The sequence below is a fragment of the Bacteroides sp. HPS0048 genome, assembly GCF_964240755.1.
In the GTDB taxonomy this organism is placed as follows: Bacteria; Bacteroidota; Bacteroidia; order Bacteroidales; family Bacteroidaceae; genus Bacteroides; species Bacteroides nordii.
Map to the genome: position 1 here is coordinate 132,007 of NZ_CAXSVC010000008.1, position 23,017 is coordinate 155,023.

Consider the following 23,017-nt stretch of genomic DNA (forward strand, 5'->3'; position numbering starts at 1 on the left):
CTTTTCTTTGCCAATATCGATTATTCAGACTTCATAATTATATACAAAACAGTTCTTATAAACTCGTTTTTATATCCAATCACTTTGCCATCTGCCCAAAATAATACTTCCATAGCAGCTAATAACTACCTAAAAACCGATAAGCCGCACAATGCTTCTCCCAAAATGTGCTATCTTTGCGACAAAATTGTAAGAGATGCGTACGCGTAAAGTAACGATTATCACTCTTGTAGGACTTACATTAACTCTGATACTCCAAATCGGAGGGCTATTTTATGCCTATCGCAGTAACATGGAAATCATGAAACTCACAGTAAAAAAGAGTTTTTCCATTGCCTTTTACGAAACCATCGACAATCTGGTCAACCAGCTTCCCTATCCTGACGGAACAACCGTCACCTATATACCTATTAAACCATATGCAGACCTCCCGGCAGACGAGCAAAATTTGCGAGGTAATGAGTATCTGGCCCGGATATTAAAAACTGAATACGGTGTAGAATTTCCTATTGATGAGTTGGCAGTAGTACTGAGAAAGAAGCTGAAACAAGATCATATTGACAGCGAAGTTGTAATCAACAAAATAGATACGAAAACTCACCGGACGTTAGCCAGCACCAACCCGGCATTCAACCGAAGCATAGGTGTATTAGCATCCGAACCTTTTTTTATAGACCGTGAAAACGATATAGCTGTGCAAGCCGTAATTGTTTCTCCCTACATCTTGATTTTAAAGAAAGTATCATTGCTCTATCTATTCACTTTCGGCCTGATGACCATAGTAATATACAGTATCATTTCACAGATAAAACTCATCATTCGCCAACAGCAAACCATAAAAGTACAGGAAAACTCTTTTTATGCATTAGCCGGAAACATGGCTGCTCCGGTTTCTGCCATTCCGGCTAAAATGGCACAAGAGCAATGGCAGGAAATTGAGAATGAGAGCAATACATTGCTTACGATGACCGAAGAAACTCTGACAGCCGCCCGGGAGGCAACACAACGGAATCAAGGGAAAAAACAACGTTCTTCCAAAGCACTTTCTATACTCAGTCTGGCAGGTACATTTCTACTATTAATAATCTGGATTGTTTTTTTATACAGTACCGGAAAAGAAGCATTTGCACACAAAATAAATACGTATTTTGAAGAAGCATTCTTCAACGAAGTAAGTTATCATCAGTTTCCTCATTATATGGCCAGTAAAGAGAAAAAAGTAATACTCAACTTCCCGGAAACCGGCCTTACCCCTTTTGCACAAAAGCAAAAAGAAGAAGCTATACGAACAAAAGCGCCTGTAACAAGGGTATATGTTTATCACATTTACAACTCAATCGATGCAAACTACACGCTACGCTCGGCTCTTAAAATGCTTGAAGCAATAAACTCCTGCTCCACCCCTGTTCCATTTTCTTTGCACCACATGGATTCTGTATTTATCACCTATCTACAGGAAGCAGGAATCACAAACCCGGTCTGTATCAATATACTGAAATATCCCACCTTTGAAACAGAAGAAAGCACACGCCCCGGATATACAACCGGGGCACCGAATCTGATAACCCGGTTCATCCCTCTGAACAATGATAGCAGCAAAGTAGTACAGGCAGCAATATCTTCTCCGCAACTATTAATACTAAAACCGTTGTGGCCATTACTGCTTTCACTGGGATTAATGTTTATCCTTATTGTTGGTTGCGTATTCTATCAGGTGAAAATTACCTTCCTGCAACGCCGCCTTGCACAGTTCCAGAAAGACCTTACTTATGCCATGATTCATGATATGAAATCACCCCTGAACTCTATTCTTATGGGAGCACATATATTGGGTACAGGGAGAATTAACGACAATCCTGTAAAAAAAGAAAGATATCTGCGTACTATGTCCGACGAATGCGAGCATCTGCTTACCTTGTCAAACAGGGTAATACTGCTCACACAAATAGAAGAAGACAAGTTACAGTTACATAAAGAAAATGTGGATTTAGAACCTCTGATAGATGATCTTATAGAAAAATTCCGTTTAAAAGCTCATAAGCCGGTAGAGTTTTCGAAAGTATTCCACCGTTGTCAGTCTATTTATGCCGATGCATTCTGTCTGCGTGAAATTCTTAGTAACCTGATAGACAATGCCATCAAATACTCTCACGAAGAAGTAAAAATCAGCATTGTGTGTGAAGAAGAAAATGGTTTCATCAAAATTAAAGTACACGACAACGGGTTGGGCATCCCACTGAAAGAACAAAGTAAAATATTCAATAAGTTCGAGCGTGCTTCAGCCAATAGTCGAAGTAAAGCCAACGGCTTTGGACTCGGACTAAATTATGTTCAGCAGGTAATGGTTGCACATAATGGTAGAGTCAGAGTGGAAAGTGTAGAAAATAAGTTCAGTGAGTTCACATTATTTTTCCCGGTTTAATGTATCTTCTTCTCCTTTCGCTCTAAATAATTAATTACCAGATTATTCTCCTCGAAATATCTGAGCAGCCAAATTGTTTTATAATCATTGATACCCATCAGCAGAAACGGAATGCTGATTAAAAGAAAAATGAATCGTCCGGAAAACAAAGTGTAACACAGAGGAAGAACTCCTAAAAGAAAAACAGGCATCAAAGATACTATGACAAATTGCCATACATATAAAGGTTCATTACACGCACAGTTGGCAAACAATAGCCTCCCCTTCATTGTCAAGAAAACAGACCGGAAACCCCGCTTTACAAAAAGCAGAAAGAAAAATGCACGGATAAGTTCGTATGCAATAAACGAATAAGCACACGGAACTGTCCTCAGGATAATCTGCGTCCCACCCGCTCCACAGCTAATGGCTAACAGAGGTTTTTTATTTTCTGTATCGGTCGTCATCTCATTCCATATAAATAAAGGAAGAAGGATTTCTATTTTTCTCTACTCCCGGCATTGCAAAGATAAAACAGAGTAAATTAAGAGTATGTTATTACAATGTTATCGTTACGTTAACGCTACGTTAAGCCCTTCCTATACGGGGAAATTTCCATACGTACAAAACATTCGACGTTACCAAATACTTAAAAAAGTGAATAATCACAAACTATTTTTCTATCTTTGCCAACGAATTAAAAGAAAAAAGCATGAATAAACCGCTATTTCGATATATTACTGTCATTGCTATCCTGGCGGTAGTAGGGCTGCAAGGAATGTGGTTTTCCAACTCCTATCATTTGTTGGAGAATGAATTGTACGACAAAATCAATAATGCTTTTCTGGAAGCACAATTACAGGAGTCCTCAAAATCAAGTAAGCAATTTAAAGGGAATATCCCCAATGGTACCGTACTCCAACTGGATTCTACCAAAATACGTGCGAAAAATGATATGGCCGACAGATTGATTTTGATAACTGCCCTGCACAGCATTCATCACGAATATAACATCCCTCTCAACTATCAATCTCTTGACTCTTGTTACAGAGAAGAACTGGACAAAGTAAATCTCGGAAAACTCCATTTCCGTATAGATTCTGTTGACATCGATTCTACACGCTATAAATATGTAGAAGACTTTGCAGAAGACAGTAGCCTTGTCCGGCTTCACAACGAAATGCAAACCCAGATATTCCCCATTCGGGAGGACTTCTCCAAAGGTATACAGGCTACCATCGACAATCCTTATAAATTGATTATCCTTCAGATGCGAATGTTCCTCATCGGAACGGTATTGCTTCTGTTCATCGTGATCTATTGCCTTGTACAACAAATCAAAGTGATTGTGAAACAAAACAAAATAGCCAAGATACGCGAGGACTTCTCCTATGCCATGATACATGATATGAAAACCCCACTCAGTTCTATCCTCATGGGTACACGTATCCTGCGCAGTGGAAAGCTGGATGATAAACCGGAACGGAAGGAGAAGTATTTCGACATCATGGAGGACGAAGAAGAACATTTGCTGGCATTGGTCAATAAGGTATTGACATTGTCAAAGCTGGAAGAGGGCAAACTGCTGCTCGAGAAAAAGGAGGTAAGTCTGCGTCCTATTATAGAAGATCTCACCGAAAAGTTTACTGCCAAAGCAGAAAAGCCTGTTGAATTCATTCTTGATCTGCAGGAAGAAAAAGTATATGCAGATGAAGAATTTCTGAAAGAAGCTGTCAGCAATCTGATTGATAATGCCATCAAATACTCGGAAGAGAGTGTACAAATAAAAATATCTTCATCGGCCTCATCCAATGGATATACACACATCAGTGTGAAAGATAACGGTATGGGTATTCCACTGAAAGAGCAAGGAAAAATATTCGAGAAATTTGAACGTGCCTCAGCTGTACAGCGAAATCGAAAAGGAGGAGCTCCGGGTTTTGGACTTGGATTAAACTATGTATTCCATGTTGTACGGGCACATCACGGAAGCGTAAAGCTTGAAAGTATAGAGGGAGAATATAGCGAATTTACTATAAATATTCCACAACAAAATAAAGAGATGGTATGATAAGGTTATTGTTAGTTGAAGATGATGCCAACCTAAGGTATATTATCCAGGGCGGGCTTGAAGACATGATTGGAGGATATGAAATAAAAGATGCCGCCAACGGTGTGGAAGGATTAAAAATATGGCAGGAGTGGAGACCGGACGTGATCGTTTCGGACATTGAAATGCCTGTTATGGATGGATATGAAATGGTGAAGCGCATTCGTGAAACGGATACAGACACCCCTATTCTATTCAGTTCGGGACGGGTATCGCCCAAAGACGTAGTAAAAGGTTATGAGTTGGGAGTAAACAACTATCTGAAAAAACCATTTCTCCCGGAAGAACTGAATGCACATGTGCAGGCATTGATGAAGATGAGCCAAAAAGTACCGGAAAAGCCTGTTGCACCCACAAATACAACAACAGTAGATGAAGCCATCTACCGGATAGGTAAGAATTATACACTGGATGCGGAACATGCTACGCTAAAGTACGCATCAGGAAGTAGCAGAACGCTGACAGTACGCGAAGCTGCACTCTTACAGATGCTTTGTGAAAAGAAAGGTGAAGTAGTAAAACGAGAAACTATTCTTGAAAAACTATGGGGTACAGAAGATGATTACTTTGCTTCACGCAGCCTGGACGTATTTGTCACTAAATTAAGAAAACTATTCGCAGAAGATGAAACAGTGAATATCAAAACAGTAAAAGGAGTAGGTTTGACCCTGCAGGAAGAGTAGAAACAATACATTTGTCATTATTTTCATTCTTTATTTCTTGTATTAACTACTCATGCTTATTGATTTGCTATAATAAATACTTTAAAAAACAAAAATTAGAATACACAACTGACATAGTATCAGCAAAGTAATCGTACATTTCATAGAATAACACGAATATCGGATCGGATGAATAATAAAAAAGACATTTTCATACACGATGCACAGCTCATTAATGGAATCAGAAAAGGAGATCATGATACATTCAGATTCATTTTTGACCATTACTATGCCTTGATGTGCTCCATTGCATATGAATATGTGGAAGATTATCACCTAAGCCAAAATATAGCGGAAGATGTTATGCTCTCTATTTGGGAAAAAAGAGAACTACTGAATATTTCAACATCTGTAAAGTCATATCTGCTAACTTCTGTACACAATAAGAGTATCGACTATTTACGTAGTTACTCCCGGGAAGCAGAAGTAGTCAGCTTTGAAAGCGAAATTGGTTCATCGAGTTGCTATATTCCGGATCAAGAAATGTTTGAACAAATTATTTTATCAGAGCTGGAAGATAAAATAGAAGACATCATCCGGGAAATGCCGGAAGAATGTAGAAAAGTGTTTTTACTCAGCCGGTACGGTGACAAAAGCTATGCTGAGATTGCCGACGAACTAAATATTTCTGTCAATACCGTAAAATACCACATAAAAAAAGCACTCAGCCTGCTTAGAGAAGAGTTGAAAGATTACATTCTTGCTATTACAGCCCTATATTTCTATCTCTTTAATCAATAAAATCCGATTCGGACAGACTTCGTGATATCTTTTTCGATAAAAAATAAACTTTTTATCGAAAATATATCATTTCTCACTACCCTACTGAATTCTTCGGTCGTCCTACTTATAAAAGGCGACAAGTATGAATAGTAATATTGATGTTTTTAATCTTATAGACAAGCAGTTCTCCAAACGAATTTCAAAAGAAGAAGAAGCTGTTTTGAGAGCATGGTATGAAAGTAGTGCCGAAAACAGGCAACTATACAAAGAATACTATTTCTTAATCAAAAGCATGCGTATATCCAGAAACAGATTTTTCTTCAAATCGGATATAGAATCTGCATATACGCACTTTGTAAAGAAGACCGGATTGAAAAAACCCCGGAAAAGCAAACTACACTTTATCACTCTTCACCCATGGATGAAATATGCCGCTGTATTTGTTATCGCATTCGGATTAGGAGTGGGCTCTTATTATGTATTTTCTCCATCACCCTCTTCTTCCCATCTGGCACAAACCATCGAGATACCTTATGGTTCCAAGTCTAAAGTAACTTTGCCGGACGGAACTTCTGTCTGGTTAAATTCGGGTAGCCGCCTCTCATATCAGGAGAGCTTCGGACAATCTGATAGAAATGTTTCTTTGGATGGCGAAGCCTATTTTGAAGTTACTAAAAATAAACTTCTCCCATTCAGTGTTCTTTCCGGAAAAGTGAAAATTAAAGTACTCGGTACCAAATTCAACTTCAAATCATATGCCGAAGATGAAAGTGCCCGGGTTACCTTGGTTGAAGGTAGCTTGAATGTAGGTAGTATAGAAGGACAAGCAAAGAACATATTACTTATCCCCAACCAACAGGCTGTAATTAATAAGAAAGAGAATCGTGTAACTGTAAAAAGCGTAGATGCTCAAAGTTACGCAATGTGGACACAGCCCAAACAGGAAATACTGGATGCCATATCGAGCAATGTAACCGGACAACCCACTGCAGCAATCCGGGTTCCCAGTGTGACATTAAGAAATACACTATTCTTCAATGAAGAACCTTTAAGCCAGATTGTACGCGATCTTGAACGTGCATTCAATGTCAAAATAGAAATAAAAGACAAACAACTATGTACGGAACGCTTCTATGGTGATTTCCGAAACGATGAAACAATAACGAAAATACTCGATATTATGGCAGCTAACAATAACCTGCACTACACAATCAATGGAGATGAAATAATCATATCAAGAAATAATTAATTACAATTTTAACAATAGCGCCGATGTATGTAAAAGAATGGAAAGCCCTCATAAAGATGGCTTTAATCACCTGTTTTCTGGTCTGTGCACAAATCATTTCTGCTCAGGAGAAAAATATATCTCTTGAATTGAAAAATGTAACAGTCAAAGAAGCTTTAGAACAGCTAAAAGCAAAAACTACTTATTCGTTATGGTTTAATGTGAGTGAAGTGGATCTGGGACGAAAAATAACGATCAATTTCCAGGATAAATCCATTAACGAAGCGTTAAACATTATCCTGAAAGGGCAAGCTTTGAATTATGAAATAAAAGATAAATACATTCAGATATTCAAGCCCCGGCAAAATTCTGAGAAAGGGAAAAACAAACAAATATCAGGTACAGTAGTAGATGATATGGGAGAGAGTCTGCCGGGGGTAAGCGTCAGGTTCAAAGAAGATGCGACAGTAGGTACGGTAACCGACCTCGACGGACATTTTCAGATAAGTATTCCCGAAAAAGCAAAAACCCTGATTGTTTCTTACATTGGAATGGAAACTAAAGAGTTACCTATAAAAGAGGGCAACATAAAAATTACGCTTAGTTCAGATTCCCAAATGCTGGAAGAGGTCGTTGTAACGGGTATGACTAAAGTGGATAAACGTTTGTTTACCGGTGCAACCGACAGGCTTAAAGCAGAAGACGCACGTTTGGACGGTATACCGGACGTAAGCCGTGCTTTGGAAGGACGTTCCGCCGGAGTATCTGTACAAAATGTATCCGGAACATTTGGTACAGCCCCGAAAATACGTGTCCGTGGTGCCACTTCTATTTATGGTAGTTCAAAACCTTTATGGGTCGTTGACGGAGTGGTTATGGAAGATGCCGTAGAAATTGATGCCGACGATTTATCTTCCGGTGATGCTGTAACCCTTATAAGTTCGGCAATAGCCGGACTAAGTGCCGATGATATTGAAAGCTTTCAAATTTTGAAAGACGGATCGGCTACTTCAATATATGGTGCCAGAGCAATGGCAGGTGTTGTGGTTATTACTACCAAAAGAGGGCAAGCCGGTGTCAGCCGCATTAATTATACGGGAGAATTTACCTCCCGATTAAAGCCCAATTATGACAATTTCAACATAATGGGGTCCCAAGAACAAATGGGTGTTTATAATGAAATGGCAGAAAAAGGCTGGTTGATTTTCTCCGATACTTACAGAGCTTCCAACAGTGGAGTATATGGAAAAATGTATCAGCTCATTAATTCCTATAATCCACAAAATCAATCGTGGGGATTAGTGAATACTCCGGAAGCACAGGCTGCCTACCTTCAAATGGCCGAAATGAGAAATACAAACTGGTTTGATGAATTGTTCAACAATAACATTACCATGAACCACTCAATAAGTATCAGTTCTGGTACGGAGAAAGCTAAATACTACGGATCAATCAGTATTTACAATGATCCGGGATGGACAAAAGCCAGTTCGGTCAAGAGATATACAGCCAATGCAAATGCTTCTTTCAATCTCTCTGACAACCTGACGTTGACATTATTATCCAATGGATCATACAGAAAACAAAAAGCTCCCGGAACATTAAGCCAGGAGATAGATGTAGTAAGCGGAGAAGTAAGACGGGATTTTGACATCAACCCGTATAGCTACGCATTGAATACTTCAAGAACATTAGCATTGAAAGATGCCGACGGACTTGTATATTATACAAGAAATTATGCCCCTTTCAACATCCTGAATGAATTAGATAAAAACTACATTGACCTGGATGTAGTAGATCTTAAATTTCAGGGTGAACTAAACTGGAAAATTATCAAAGGACTCGAAGCTAATGTAGTAGGAGCCGTAAAATATCAGATGACTTCACAGGACCATCTGATAAAAGAGCATTCTAACCAACCGGAAGCATATCGTGCAGCAGGGGATGCTACTATACGTGATAGGAACCCTCTATTATATAAAAATCCGGATATCCCCAATTCTTTGCCAGTGGTCGTTTTGCCGGAAGGAGGCATATTCGATAAAAACGAGTATAAATTATTGGGCTATGATTTCAGAGCCAGTTTAAGCTACAATACAAGTTTCAAAGACAAACATATCATGAATCTGTTTGCCGGAACAGAAGCCAATTCAGCCGACCGGACCCAATACTGGTCAAGAGGATGGGGATATCAATACGAAAAAGGAGGTATACCCTTTTATGATTATCTGATATTTAAGCAAGGAATAGAACAGAATAACCAGTATTACTACAACGATTTGACCTATTCACGCAACCTTGCTTTTTTCGGGATGGGAACCTATTCATATATGGGGAAATATACAGCTACCGGAACAATCCGCTATGAGGGCTCCAACAGACTGGGTAAAGCCCGTTCGGCCCGCTGGCTACCCACATGGAATGTGGCTGCTGCATGGAATATGCACGAAGAAGAATTCTTTGAGAAGCTTACTCCGGCTCTATCTCATTTTACATTGAAAGCATCCTATAGTCTTACAGCCGACAGAGGACCCGCTTTTGTCACCAATTCCCGCGTTGTATATCGTAACTACTCCCCCTTTCGTCCTTTTGCAGGTGTGAAAGAATCAGGTTTGCAAATAGAAGATCTGGAAAACAGTGAATTGACTTACGAAAAGAAACATGAGTTTAATGTGGGCGCCGACTTTGGCTTCATTGACAACAGAATTAATCTGAGCCTGGATTATTATACCCGCAATAATTATGACTTAATAGGGCTTATCAACACTCAAGGCGGCGGCGGACAGGGCACTAAGTATGCCAATGTAGCTTCCATGAAATCAAGCGGAGTGGAATTTACTTTATCAACAAAAAATATACGTACCAAAGATTTTCAGTGGACTACGGATTTCATCTTCTCAAAATCAAAGAATGAAATAACCGAACTGGATTCGAAAGCACGTGTAATGAGTCTTATCTCCGGTATGGGATTTGCAGAAAAAGGGTACCCCGTACGTGCATTATTTTCCATTCCGTTCCAGGGCCTGAATGAAGATGGACTCCCAACTTTTATCAACGAAGACGGAGAGGTCACAATTACAGATATCAACTTCCAGGAAGCCTTAAAGAAAGATTTTCTGAAATATGAAGGTCCTACCGACCCGACTATTACTGGAAGTTTCGGAAATATCTTTTCGTATAAAAATTTTAAATTGAATGTTTTCATGACTTATTCTTTTGGAAATGTAGTTCGTCTTGACCCTGTATTCAAAAGCGAGTACTCCGATCTGGACGCTATGCCCAAAGAATTCAGGAACAGATGGACTGTACCGGGAGATGAAGCCTATACCAACATACCCGTTATAGCTCATACCCGCCAGGTGAAAGACATTCCAAATCTGAAATATGCCTATAATGCATACAACTATTCGGATGTTCGTGTAGCAAAAGGTGATTTTATCCGAATGAAAGAAATCTCTTTGTCATATGACTTCAATCCAACCTGGATCAAACAGTTCAAGCTGAACAATCTACAACTTAAATTACAAGCTACAAACCTGTTTCTGATTTATTCGGATTCTAAATTAAACGGACAGGATCCGGAATTCTTCCGCTCCGGAGGAGTTGCTTCTCCCGTACCCAAACAGTTCACTTTAACTTTAAGACTTGGATTATAAAAAGACTGCAATGAATATGAAATATAAAAATAAATACTCAACATGGTTTGGAGCCACAGCAATGCTCCTGATGATATCCTCTTGTGACGGTTTTCTGGATAAAATGCCGGATAACAGAACCGAGCTCGACAATAACGAGAAAGTACTGCAACTACTCGTCTCAGCCTATTCTACCGGTACTTACGTACAAATTACAGAATTAATGTCTGATAATGTTGCAGATAACGGTCCGCTCTATATCTCTTACAATAAAAGTGTGGAAGAAAGCTACAAATGGCAGGATTTTACAGATAACCAGCAAGATACCCCACAATTTATCTGGAATGAGTACTATAAAGCAATAGCTGCTGCCAATCATGCACTGGAATACCTCAATACCTCCGAAGGAGATAATGAAACAGAACTGGCCGCCAAAGGAGAGGCTCTTATCTGTCGTGCTTACTCACACTTCATTCTGGCTAACGTCTTTTGTAAAGCATATAATCCACAAACAAGCGGTGCAGACCTGGGAGTACCTTACGTAGAAAAACCGGAAAAAATAGTATCCGGAAAATACGAAAGAGGTACTGTTGCGGAAGTATATGAAAAGATAAATCGTGATATAGAAGAAGGCCTGCCACTTATTGACGACACAAAGTACAAAAGTACTGTTATCAAATATCATTTTAATCAGAAAGCAGCTTATGCTTTTGCCGCACGATTCAACCTATATTACGGCAATTATGACAAAGCTGCCAAATATGCCACAAAGGCCATTGGAGACAATCCGGCAAAAGTACTCCGTAACCTTACGCAATACCAGAGCATTGCCGCTGCAAAAGATTGTGGTATTGCTTATGTAAAAGCTGAATTACCATGTAATCTCCTGTTAATGCCCGCTACATCTATGTGGAATTACAACCACTGGAGCTCTAAATATTGCAGATATGCAATGAATACAGCCAAACTGCAGGAAACCTACTGGAGCTTAGGTCCCTGGGTAACTCCGGAATATCTTTATCATGCCAATAAGATATATGGAGGCGATCAGACATCCTACTATCCCAAACTCTATGGATTTATTGAGTATACGGATGTCATATCCGGCATAGGATATCTGAACATTGTAAATACGGTTTTCACTACTGATGAAACGCTTCTTTGCCGCGCAGAAGCATATATACATATGAAAGATTATGCCAATGCAGCAAAAGATCTGATCTCCTGGTATGATTCACACACTATAAAAGGGGTAAAACCACTGACTGAAGATTACATCAATGCCTATTACAAAACAGCAGATAAAGCATTGCGTCCGGAGTTAAACCCAATGTTTGAGATTGAGAGTGACAAACAGCTAAACTTTATGTACTGTCTTTTGCACTTCCGACGTATAGAAACCGCACATGAAGGCCTCAGGTGGTTTGACATTAAACGATTCGGTATCGAAATCAAACACAACATATCCGGGCAAGCTGACGATATCTTGACAAAAGACGATCCCAGAAGAGTATTGCAGTTACCTGCAGATGCAATCGGAGCCGGTATGCAACCTAATCCCAGATAATAATAAATAAATGTACAGAAACATATGAAAAAGATTTTATTATACACATTAGTAATCTTTTTAACCGGAGTGATGATATCTTCCTGCTCTGATGATAAGTTCGGAGAAAGTATTTTTGATACAACTCCTCGTGAGCGCACAGAATTTGACAATTGGTTGCTTCAAAACTATGTGAAAGAGTATAATATTGATTTCAAATACCGGATGGAAGACATAGAAGCAGACATGTCATACAATCTTATTCCGGCCGAAGTGGAGAAGTCAAAAAAGCTGGCAAAAATTATCAAGTATCTGTGGCTTGAATCTTATGATGAGATATTCGACAAAACCGGAAAAAACAAAGACTTCATGAGAACTTATGCACCCAAAGTCATTCTGCTGGTTGGCTCATCAGCCATCAATGCCTCTTCTTCTACAGAAGTATTAGGTTCGGCAGAGGCTGGTATCAAAGTCATATTATATAAGGTGAATGCCATAGATCCTACAGACGTAGAGATGTTGAATGAATACTATTTTGAAACAATGCATCATGAATTTGCTCACATCCTACACCAGAAAAAGAACTATCCTACCGAATATAATCAAATATCTGCAGCCGACTACTCCTCTACCGGCTGGCAAAACAGAACGGAACAACAAGCCTGGAAACTTGGTTTCGTCACCCCCTATGCAGGTATGGAACCACAAGAAGACTTCGTAGAAGTAATAGCCAACTATCTTGTTAAACCGGATGGTTTCTGGGAGAACATGCTGGCAAATGCAGGAACAGAGGGAGCTACCAAAATACAAACCAAGTTCGATATGGTAAAAGAATGGCTAATGACTGCGTGGAATATTGACATTGATGAATTAAGAACCATTATCATCAGACGTTCCGGAGATATTGATTCAATTTTAAATGAAAAAATAGCATACAATGAATAAATTAGCTTATACTATCATTGCTTTGTTTACATTGTGCATTACTTCATGCTCAGATGAAAAAAACATATTTGACAGTTCTTCTGCCAACAGGATGAATGCAATGTTGCAACAGTGTAAAGAAATACTGACTGGATCGGAAAACGGATGGATTTTTGAATATTACCCCGAAGATAACAAATACGGAGGGTTCCGTTTCTACATGGTCTTCTCTAAACAGGGAGAAGTAAGTATTACTGCAGAGTCGCCCATACTGGAATCACCGGGTGACCAAGCCACAAGTATGTATCAGATAAAAGGAGACATGGGCCCTATATTAAGTTTTGATACATACAATCACATACTGCACCAGTTCTCCGATCCCAATCCAGATGGACTTGGTTACGAGGGTGACTATGAATTCATCATTCTTAATGTAGCCAAAGACAAAATCGAGTTAAAGGGAAAAAAGAATGGGACTAAAATGCAAATGATCCCTCTGCCCAATGATATGACATGGGAAAGTTACAGTAGTAAGCTGGATAAGATGATAGAAGCTTTCCCGGGATTCACCATGCGTTTGAATGTAAATGGTACTACTATTGAAATGGAAGAATCTGAAGAGATAGGACGTTACCAGACTTTCAACCTGCCGGAAGGAGTCAGCTCATCAGCCGAAGGAATGGCCTATATCTATACTACAGATGGCATCAAATTCAAAGAGCCTATAACCATTGCAGGAAAAACAATACAGAATTTCACTGCTTCGGAAGATAAAACTCACCTGACTTGTACAGACGAAGGAGCAGACAATGTACAAATCACACAGATGCCTTTAGGAGAAGCATTTGTAACAAAAAAAGGTAACTGGTTCTTTGACACGAAACAGATGGGGCCCCGATTTACTACCATGTGGAATACTGCTGCCGAAAACATGAAAAAAGACCTTTATGGACAAGGTCCGGAAGAGTTACAACAGGCCTCTTTACAAAGTCCTTATCAGGTATTTACTATATACAGTTATTCAATTAATGACAGAAAATTGTATAGTGCTAATTTTTATATGGACTTCGTTCCGATAAAAGATGCCGACCAGGTGAAAATAATTTTCGCCGGAGGAGGAGATGATTTCGCCAGATACTTTTATATGGAATATTTCAAAATGATTCTAGGATACATGAGTGATGACGAACCATACAACATGACTTATAACAACCTGAAAAGTCCAAGTGAAATCACATTCAGAAGAAACGATAATCCCGACGTCGTTTGGTTCAAAACAATCAGATACATTAAATAACCACATAAAAATTACGAATATGAAAAGAAAGAGTTTTTACATTTTTATTCAGATGGTTTTATTCATCTCTTTTGCTTGTTCACAGGTGAATGCCCAACAAATCAAGCCACAAAGAAATAAAACGGAGAAAGTAAGTGCACCGGAAGTAACAAACTCCCGGACAGTAACAACGCGGGCCACTACATTAGGCACTTTACCCTATTCTAATGATTTTGACAGTTATGAGATTCGGACTGTCCCCGAAGGATGGGTTTGTACAGGTGACAAAGATGCTTTTGCCATCACAACTTTCAACGGTTGGAAAAATATATATTCCGAACCCAATTGTCTGGGTGTCTATTCTTCTGCAACAGAAAATAACTGGGCATATACTCCCGGATTTGAAATGAAAGCCGGAAGAATCTATCATGCCAGTTTCTGGCTATTGGCTCCCGGGCTTTCTGAATCGGCCAATAAGAGCGAAAGCTTACGCTTTACTGTTGGTAAAGGACAATCAAAGGAAGCTGATTGTATCACATTGGTAGATTTAAAAAATATAAAGTACAAAGAATGGAAAAAAGTAGAGGCTGATTTCATACCTGAAACCGATGGTATCTATTACTTTGGAATCGGTTTTACTACGATCGTTGCAAATGGTGTAGGAATAGACAATTTTGAAGTCTATGATAATGAAAATCCTTTTCCGGCTGTAGCTAAATACGTTGCATACGGCGGCCTTTGGTCAACTCATGCTAATCACATAAAAGAGCGTCTGCGCTATGTATATCCGGAACAACCCATTTCATTCATTAATCAATCAAAATATGCAACTGATTACCAATGGAACACATTCGGGAATCCGGCTACTACTACCGAAGAAAGTCCGGTTGTAACCTATTCGGAGAGTGGAGATTACAAACCTCTGTTGACTGTAACAAACTCTAAATCCACTGATTCATTCTCAGACATTGTAAATGTAGGTATTTTAGGAGAAGAGGATGTTACAGACATTGTTGCTAACAGTTCTGATATGTACGATGGACTGTTCATGCCGGAAACAGATGTTCCTGGTTCAAATGACTACGTTAGTGGCATAAACAGATATTATACCACCTTTGCTGAAAGATTTGAACTGCCTGCTGACGCTGAAGCAACCGTCAGTGCCGTTCATTTCAGATTGTATGTATATAAAGCAGCTACCACTAACAAAGGTAAACCTGTAAAAGTCAGATTATATGGAGAGAAATGGGGAGCACCGGATCCGGATAATGTATTTGGAGAATATGTTACAACAATGAGCGGTGCTTTCGGTACCACTTCTGTAGACTACGAAGATGTCATCAGAAAAATTAAATTTGCAACTCCTATAAAAGTCAAAGGAACATTCTATTTATCTATAGAACTGGACGAATCTATCGTACCGGACGCAACTACCAAATTAGCTTTGGTTTGTGATGTGTACAGAGCAGATAAAGTTGCTTCTGCTTATGTCCGGATTCATGCAGCAGGAGCCGCAGAGTTGAATCTTAACGGAGGATGGTATTGTGTACCTGATCTTCCCTGGCCGTTTAACGAGATTGATAAAACCGGATTCTCTTTCTATCTATCACCGGAAATGACTTTCCATCAGGTAAAAGGAACTTCTATCAACAAGGTAGAAGACAATAAGATCAGCGTTTATCCAACGGTATTCCACTCTGACTTCAACATAAAAACCGGAGATAATACATCGAAATTAATTCGTGTATTCAATGCTAACGGACAAACCGTTTATGAGAAAACTACAAATGAAGCTAATATAACTGTTACGGGGGCAAACTGGGCCGAAGGCATTTACCTGATAAGAGTTGGAGGCGACTCTATCAATGCTTCTATAAAAGTCATCAAAAAATAAAACTCTCTCTCTCTTTACTTTATTCTTAACAATTGTCCGGGCGTAAAATCCCGTATTTGACGTCCCGGACAATATTTATTCACTAATACACATCGGAAGATATGAAAAAACGACTACTTATTACCTGTCTTATGTCACTGATAGTCATTGGCGTATGGGCGGAGAAAAATGAAGATGAACCTATTATCAACATGACTTGTACTGCCGGTAAAATCAGTTTTAAACTGTATGCAACTGAAGAAACAGTTTTCCAGGTAGACTTTGGTGAGGGAGCAATAGAACAAACGGTTAAAACAACCGGAACAGCAGTCAATGGTTCCGCTTCGGGTACTTCAGTCAACGTATACGGAGATGCCAATAAGCTGAAAAAGATTGAAATCTCTTCCAATAAACTTCTAAAAGTGCTTGATTTCAGTAAATGTTTGGCATTAACAGAACTGTCCTGTTCAAGTTGCCAAGGTGTAACTGAAATTATTCTCCCTTCCTCTACAGAGAATCAATTGACAAAGATCAACTGTAGATATCTCAATCTGGCTTCTTTTGACGCAAGTAAATGTGCAAAACTTAAAACACTTGCCCTATCCAATGCAGATGCAACACTAAAAACATTGGTACTTCCGGAAAATACAGATATTCTGAATGACTTAACGCTGCAACAATGTGGTCTGACGACATTGGATATCAGTAAATATACCAATCTGACAAATCTGGATTGTACTTATAACTTTCTTACCTCTATCCAAACTCCCAATTCGGATAAAAATCTGTCTGTAGACTGTTCATACAATTACATGATCATGCCTAATTTTCCAGAAGGTGAAAACATCACTTTATACTATATGGACCAGCGGGAAAAAGTATCACAATACACTTTGAATGAAAGTTATACAACAAATGACATCATTGACCTGTCTGAATTTTACGTTTCTAAAAAAGGAATTAGCGGTTCCTATTTTACAGATGGAGTTTATCCCACCTTCACTTGGTATACAAACGGAAACAGCGATCCCTTGGAAGAAGGAAAGGATTACACAACAACTGAACCTGGAAAATTCAAATTCAATAGAGTTCCCGAAAACAGTGTTTATTGTGTCATTGCCTCCAAAGCTTATCCGGCTTATCAGGATTACAATTCTCCGTACCGGACTACCGATACTACTATTGAAAAAGCAGCTGAGCCGGCTATCATTTTAACTACATCCAATGAAAGAGTTATTGGTTTCTCCTTAGGAGCTACTGAAGATAATACTTCTATACAGATAGACTGGGGAGATGGAAACCTCGTTGATAAAGTTATAAACTCCGCAAAGACTTCTATACAGGGTACTCCTGCAGGAACAAAAAATATTAAAATTTATGCAGATGCAGCTAAGATAAAGGAAGTTTCTTTAGCTTATTGTGATTACCTCACAGGCGTCGATTTAAGTAAATGTACAGCTTTGCAAACCTTATCAATAAAGGAAAGCTCTAAAATTACTTCCATTGCCTATCCGGAAGATATAACCACACTGGAGAATCTCACTATTGACAATAGCAGTATAAAAAATATAGACTTACATAATTGGTCTGGCCTCAAAAATCTAAAATATAGTCCTTACGGTATCAGTACTATTGTATTACCCGACGAAGCCGAAAACCTGGAAAGTATCGTTCTTAGTAAGTTATCATTAAAAGCTATAGATTTAAACAAATATGTCAATCTGGCTTCTCTTGAAGTAACCTCTCACTCTGCATTGGAAACACTGGATGTGGGTAAATGCAGCAAGTTAACAAAACTAATTTGCAAAAGAGATACCAAACTGGCGACTCTTATTCTACCGGAAATCAAAACAACTTTAACAGAACTGGATTGTGAATATACTGCATTAACAGCCATAGACTTAAAAGAATATAGCAAATTGCAGGTATTAAATTGTAGCGGGATCAAAGAGACAATCCTCCCCGAAGATCCGTCTACTTTGACTTCATTGACTTGCAAAGAAAATGGCCTGAAAGTACTGGATATAAGTTCATGTACCAACCTGACGTATCTGGATTGTTCATATAACGAACTGACAGAGATAAAAGTTCCCGGGAATCCGAACCAGGATATCAATATCGACTGTTCTTACAACTATCTGTTTTTACCCAATTTCCCGGAAGGTGAGAAGATCGATTTGACCTATATGGACCAGAGAGAGAAAGTTTCACAATACACTCTAAGTGAAAGATATACCACAAATGATATAATAGACCTATCCGAGCTTTATGTTCTTAAACAAGGTATCAAAGGCTCTTATTTCCCGGAAGGAGTTTATCCTACCTTCACCTGGTATGTAAATGGAAGCAAAGAACCACTGGAAGAAGGAAAAGATTACTCTGTGACAGAACCTGCAAAATTCCGGTTCAATACAGTCCCTGAAGGTAATACCTATTGTGTTATTGCTTCTAAGGCATATCCTGATTATCAGGATTATAACTCTCCTTATCGTACTACGGATGTAATTATCGAGAAAGCAGCCGATCCGGTTATCAGCCTCACTACATCCAATGAAAGGAGCATTGGCTTTTCTATTGGGGCAACAGAAGATAATACAACCATTCAAATAGACTGGGGAGATGGAAATCTGGTTGATAAAGTTATAAATTCAACAAAAACATCTATACAAGGTACACCTACAGATACAAAGATAATTAAGATTTATACAGATGCAGCCAAAATAAAGGAAATCTCTTTAGCCTACTGCGATTATCTCACTGGAGTTGATCTAAGCAGATGTACAGCACTGGAAATACTTTCTATAAAAGAAAGTTCTAAAATCGCAACAATAACATACCCTGAAAATATAGCAACTATAACCAGTCTGACTATTGAAAACAGTAATATAAGAAATCTGGACATACATGATTGGTCAGGACTGAAAAATCTGAATTATGCTCCATCCGGTACCGCCACAATTGTTCTGCCGGACGAAACAGAGAATTTAGAAACTGTCATCCTGAAAAAACTATCCTCAAAGACAATAGATTTGAGTAAGTATACCAATTTAACTTCATTAGAAGCCACCAATAATTCTTCATTAGAAGAATTGGATGTTAATACATGTAGTAAGCTGAGTAAATTAATCTGTAAGAGCAATACCAAACTCGTAACCCTTACTCTTCCGACTGTAAAAACAGCTTTAACAGAATTAAATTGTGAATATACAGCATTAGCCAGCATTAATCTGAAAGAATACACCAATCTACAGATGTTGAATTGTAGTGGAATAAAAGAAGCGACTCTTCCGGAAAATGCAGCTACCATGACCTCTCTGACATGTAAAGAAAATGGCTTAAAAACACTGGATATAAGTTCTTATATCAACCTGACGTATCTGGATTGCTCATATAACGAGTTGACAAAGATACTGGTTCCCGAAAGTCTGAATCAGATTCTGGAAATCGACTGCTCATACAATTATATGATCATGCCAAACTTTCCCGAAGGTGAGAAGATAAAAATGTCATATATATATCAGAAAGATAAAGTGATGAAATATGAATTGGCAAGCAGTTATAAGACTGATGAAACAATTGATTTTTCGGACTGGTATGTGAAAAAGAAAGGATTGGCCGATTCATACTTCCCAAATGGGGTCTATCCTACTTTTGAATGGTATCTTGCCAGTACGGGTGAAAAACTTAGTGCAGGAAAAGACTACACGGTAACAGAAGGATGTAAATTCCGTTTCAATACCATACCAGATGGTGCAATCTACTGTGTTATCTCTTCCAAAGCATATCCTGATTATACAGATTACAATGAACCCTATCAGACAACTTCCTGTGTAATAACACAAGGAACAGGACTGGAAAAAACGAATGAGAATATAGCCCGAATTTATGCTACTGATACCAATATTACAATTATCCCTACAGAAGATTGTACTTACTCCGTACTCACTTCTACCGGACAAGTCATAGCAAATGGTGAAGCTAATCAGAGCATTGAAGTAGCTGTAGGCTCAACAGGTATATACATTGTATGTATCCGAACAAAAGACAATACAATTAGTACTTATAAGATAGCTATTCAGTAACAGAAAAGAAAGAATCCTTTTTAGGCACCCCATATAATTTAGTACTAAATTATATGGGGCGCTATTTTTTATGTAGAAGTCATTTGACAGACATCGTTATTTATTATTTCCCTCCTGAAGAGAGCAATCGTTTACTAAGATAACGCACCGGATACCACACCGAAAGAAAGCCAACGGCAAATACCGTTACAAACACCAACACTACATCCCAAAAGTGCACACTGACCGGATAGGCATCCACCAGAAAGTTTCCTCCACCACCTAAAGAGATAATACCAAATTTTTGTTGTATCAAACAAAGAATTAATCCCAATACAATACCGGATATAGCACCAAAAAGAGAAATCAGACGCCCTTCAAAAAGAAATATTCTGGAAATCAAACGATCATCCGCTCCCAAATTGCGCAAAGTCACAACATCCTCTTTCTTATCAAGAATCAACATAGAAAGAGAACCTATTACATTAAAACAGGCAATCATCAAAATAAACGTGAGAAAAAGATATGAAATCAATTTCTCTATCTCCATAATCCGAAATACGTCTTCTTGTTGCTCATAGCGATCCTGCACAACAAAGTCATCACCCAATATCGATGCAATCTTTGATTTGGCGGAAGAGGTGCTCACACCAGGATTTAATTTCAATTCAATAGCAGAAACTTCGGTTGTATAATCAAGCATCCGACGCACAAAATCAAGGGAAGTAAGAATATAACGGCTATCATACTTTTGCTGATTGACCACAAAGACAGTACCCGGAGAAAAAAGATACTCCATATTAAAAGAAGCAGAAGGATTTGCCATATTCACCTTAGCATTCCGCTTAGGGGTATAAATCTGCAACGGATCAACAAACTGTATACCTGTACCCAGCGTCGAAACCAATTCGATACCCATCACAGCATAATCTACTATGGAATCATGAAGTAGAAAATCCCCTGCCCCATAAAGAATGCTGTCAATAGACGTAAGATCCTCAAAGTTATCTTCCACCCCTTTTATTACAGCCATTGTCTGACGGTCTTTATACTGTACCATCGCATTTTCTTCCAACGTTTCGGTGAATACAGCGACTTCCGGCAAGGCACGAATCGCTTGTATGCGTTCGTCTTGTCCATCGAAAACCTTACCTTCCCGGATACTAATCTTCAGTTCCGGATCGAACGCTGTAAAAAAGCTGGCCACCATATCCTGGAAACCGTTAAATACAGAAAGTGTACAGACAAGCGCCAGCGTAGCAAGTGCTACCCCACATACTGATATGCCGGAAATAATATTAATGGCATTGTGCTTCTTCTTTGAAAAGAGATAGCGCCGGGCTATATAAAAGGGCAGGTTCACTTCAAAAGAGAATCTATCTTTTCTATATAATCCAATGAATCATCCACAAAGAATTTCAGTTCGGGAATGATACGCAACTGGTGACGAACCCGCGTTCCGAGTTCGTACCGGATAGATTTCATGTTGTTATTGATATTTTTCACCATCTCTTCTCCTTTTTCAGAAGGAAAAATACTAAGGTATACACGCGCTATACTCATATCAGGACTGATACGAACTGCACTTACCGACACCAGTATACCGGGCATCGCCTTGGTTTGTAACAAGAAGATTTCACTCAATTCTTTTTGCAACAAACGGGATATCTTATTCTGTCTGGTTGTTTCCATAAAGTTATTTATCAGGTTTATTAAATGTAATTATTCATATCAAGCAGGCGATCTTCACCTACTTATATAGAACACAAAGTTACAGAAATATATCGCTTGACAGGTTATTTATATGATATTTTTAGTTTTCATTACCGAAATAACATACCCACTAAGTTTGCACTATTTCTTGCGAATAATCGTCAGCCCATCCCGCAAAGGAAGTATCACCTTCTCTACCCTTGTATCTTTTGCCACAAGATCATTGAACGCTTTAATACCAATTGTTTGATAATCGTTACTATGCGGATGCTCTTCCAGAACATGGCCATCCCATAAAGTATTATCAGCTATAATATAACCTCCGGCGGAAAGATGTACAAGCGTCATTTCGTAATATTCGATATATTTACGCTTATCCCCATCTATAAAGGCAAGATCAAACACAATACCCAATCCGGGAACAAGTTCAAGGACATCACCGATATAGAACTTTATTTTATCAGCATAAGCCGATCCTTCCAGCCAGGGACGTGTAAAATCCTCTTGTTCATCATTAATCTCAAATGTGTGAAGCATTCCTCCTTCCGGAAGTCCCTCGGCCAGGCAAAGAGCAGAATAACCACTATACGTACCTATTTCAAGTATCTGCCGGGGGCGAATCATCTCGACAAACATCTTCAACATTCTTCCCTGCAAATGGCCGGAAGCCATACGAGGACGAAGTAGTTTAACATGTGTGTCACGATACAAGGCTTTCAGATAATCGCCTTCATCATCTATATGGCTCAGGATGTAATCGTCTATAGTATCCATGGAAAGAGAAAAAGGATTTACGATTGGACGA

The 23,017-nt window shown here is 38.8% G+C and carries 15 protein-coding genes; 11 read left to right on the forward strand and 4 right to left on the reverse strand.

The features are described from left to right. The first annotated feature begins 196 nt into the window (after positions 1–196). The gene (locus ACESQI_RS08875; RefSeq protein ID WP_373125826.1) at positions 197–2,422 is read left to right on the forward strand and encodes a sensor histidine kinase; all 2,226 of its coding nucleotides are present in this window, start codon (positions 197–199) and stop codon (positions 2,420–2,422) included. Here ACESQI_RS08875 and ACESQI_RS08880 read toward each other — a convergent pair. Continuing rightward, positions 2,419–2,868 (reverse strand): DUF3267 domain-containing protein, encoded by a 450-nt coding sequence (locus ACESQI_RS08880; protein ID WP_373125828.1) that lies wholly within the window; start codon positions 2,866–2,868, stop codon positions 2,419–2,421. The two genes, ACESQI_RS08875 and ACESQI_RS08880, sit on opposite strands and share 4 nt — an antisense overlap. A gap of 245 nt (positions 2,869–3,113) precedes the next feature. On the opposite strand from ACESQI_RS08880, the gene ACESQI_RS08885 reads away from it, so the two are divergent. The 10 genes from ACESQI_RS08885 (at position 3,114) to ACESQI_RS08930 (ending at position 20,520) form a co-directional block, all read left to right on the forward strand. Then, on the forward strand, positions 3,114–4,472 hold the full coding sequence (locus ACESQI_RS08885) for a cell wall metabolism sensor histidine kinase WalK (protein ID WP_007482815.1): 1,359 nt from the start codon (positions 3,114–3,116) through the stop codon (positions 4,470–4,472). Then, on the forward strand, positions 4,469–5,194 hold the full coding sequence (locus ACESQI_RS08890) for a response regulator transcription factor (protein ID WP_373125830.1): 726 nt from the start codon (positions 4,469–4,471) through the stop codon (positions 5,192–5,194). Before ACESQI_RS08885 ends, ACESQI_RS08890 begins: the two co-directional genes overlap by 4 nt. Positions 5,195–5,362: 168 nt before the next feature. Then, complete coding sequence (locus tag ACESQI_RS08895) at positions 5,363–5,974, forward strand: RNA polymerase sigma-70 factor (RefSeq protein WP_373125832.1); 612 nt, start codon at positions 5,363–5,365, stop codon at positions 5,972–5,974. Between the two features lie 124 nt (positions 5,975–6,098). Beyond that, positions 6,099–7,205 carry a FecR family protein gene (locus ACESQI_RS08900; RefSeq protein ID WP_002558299.1) on the forward strand — a complete coding sequence of 369 codons (1,107 nt, stop codon included), beginning with the start codon at positions 6,099–6,101 and terminating at the stop codon, positions 7,203–7,205. A 23-nt stretch (positions 7,206–7,228) separates the two neighbouring features. Further along, on the forward strand, positions 7,229–10,840 hold the full coding sequence (locus ACESQI_RS08905) for a SusC/RagA family TonB-linked outer membrane protein (RefSeq protein ID WP_373125835.1): 3,612 nt from the start codon (positions 7,229–7,231) through the stop codon (positions 10,838–10,840). A gap of 16 nt (positions 10,841–10,856) precedes the next feature. Beyond that, positions 10,857–12,386 (forward strand): RagB/SusD family nutrient uptake outer membrane protein, encoded by a 1,530-nt coding sequence (locus ACESQI_RS08910; RefSeq protein WP_226812679.1) that lies wholly within the window; start codon positions 10,857–10,859, stop codon positions 12,384–12,386. 24 nt (positions 12,387–12,410) lie between these two features. After that, a complete protein-coding gene (locus ACESQI_RS08915) occupies positions 12,411–13,310 on the forward strand; it encodes a putative zinc-binding metallopeptidase (RefSeq protein WP_002558302.1) in 900 nt (299 codons plus the stop codon). Then, entirely contained in the window at positions 13,303–14,586 is a 1,284-nt protein-coding gene (locus tag ACESQI_RS08920; protein WP_002558303.1) for a DUF4302 domain-containing protein, read from the forward strand. Before ACESQI_RS08915 ends, ACESQI_RS08920 begins: the two co-directional genes overlap by 8 nt. Positions 14,587–14,605: 19 nt before the next feature. Next, positions 14,606–16,459 carry a T9SS type A sorting domain-containing protein gene (locus ACESQI_RS08925; protein ID WP_373125836.1) on the forward strand — a complete coding sequence of 618 codons (1,854 nt, stop codon included), beginning with the start codon at positions 14,606–14,608 and terminating at the stop codon, positions 16,457–16,459. A 101-nt stretch (positions 16,460–16,560) separates the two neighbouring features. Continuing rightward, entirely contained in the window at positions 16,561–20,520 is a 3,960-nt protein-coding gene (locus ACESQI_RS08930; protein WP_373125838.1) for a Por secretion system protein, read from the forward strand. 103 nt (positions 20,521–20,623) lie between these two features. On the opposite strand, the gene ACESQI_RS08935 is transcribed toward ACESQI_RS08930, so the two are convergent. From ACESQI_RS08935 to ACESQI_RS08945, 3 genes are all read right to left on the reverse strand, one after another. Beyond that, positions 20,624–21,862, reverse strand: a complete 1,239-nt coding sequence (locus tag ACESQI_RS08935) for an FtsX-like permease family protein (protein WP_025867519.1) — start codon at positions 21,860–21,862, stop codon at positions 20,624–20,626. Then, the gene (rbfA, locus tag ACESQI_RS08940) at positions 21,859–22,191 is read right to left on the reverse strand and encodes a 30S ribosome-binding factor RbfA (protein ID WP_002558310.1); all 333 of its coding nucleotides are present in this window, start codon (positions 22,189–22,191) and stop codon (positions 21,859–21,861) included. Before rbfA ends, ACESQI_RS08935 begins: the two co-directional genes overlap by 4 nt. Positions 22,192–22,353: 162 nt before the next feature. After that, positions 22,354–22,986 (reverse strand): O-methyltransferase, encoded by a 633-nt coding sequence (locus ACESQI_RS08945; RefSeq protein WP_373125840.1) that lies wholly within the window; start codon positions 22,984–22,986, stop codon positions 22,354–22,356. Positions 22,987–23,017 lie beyond the last annotated feature (31 nt).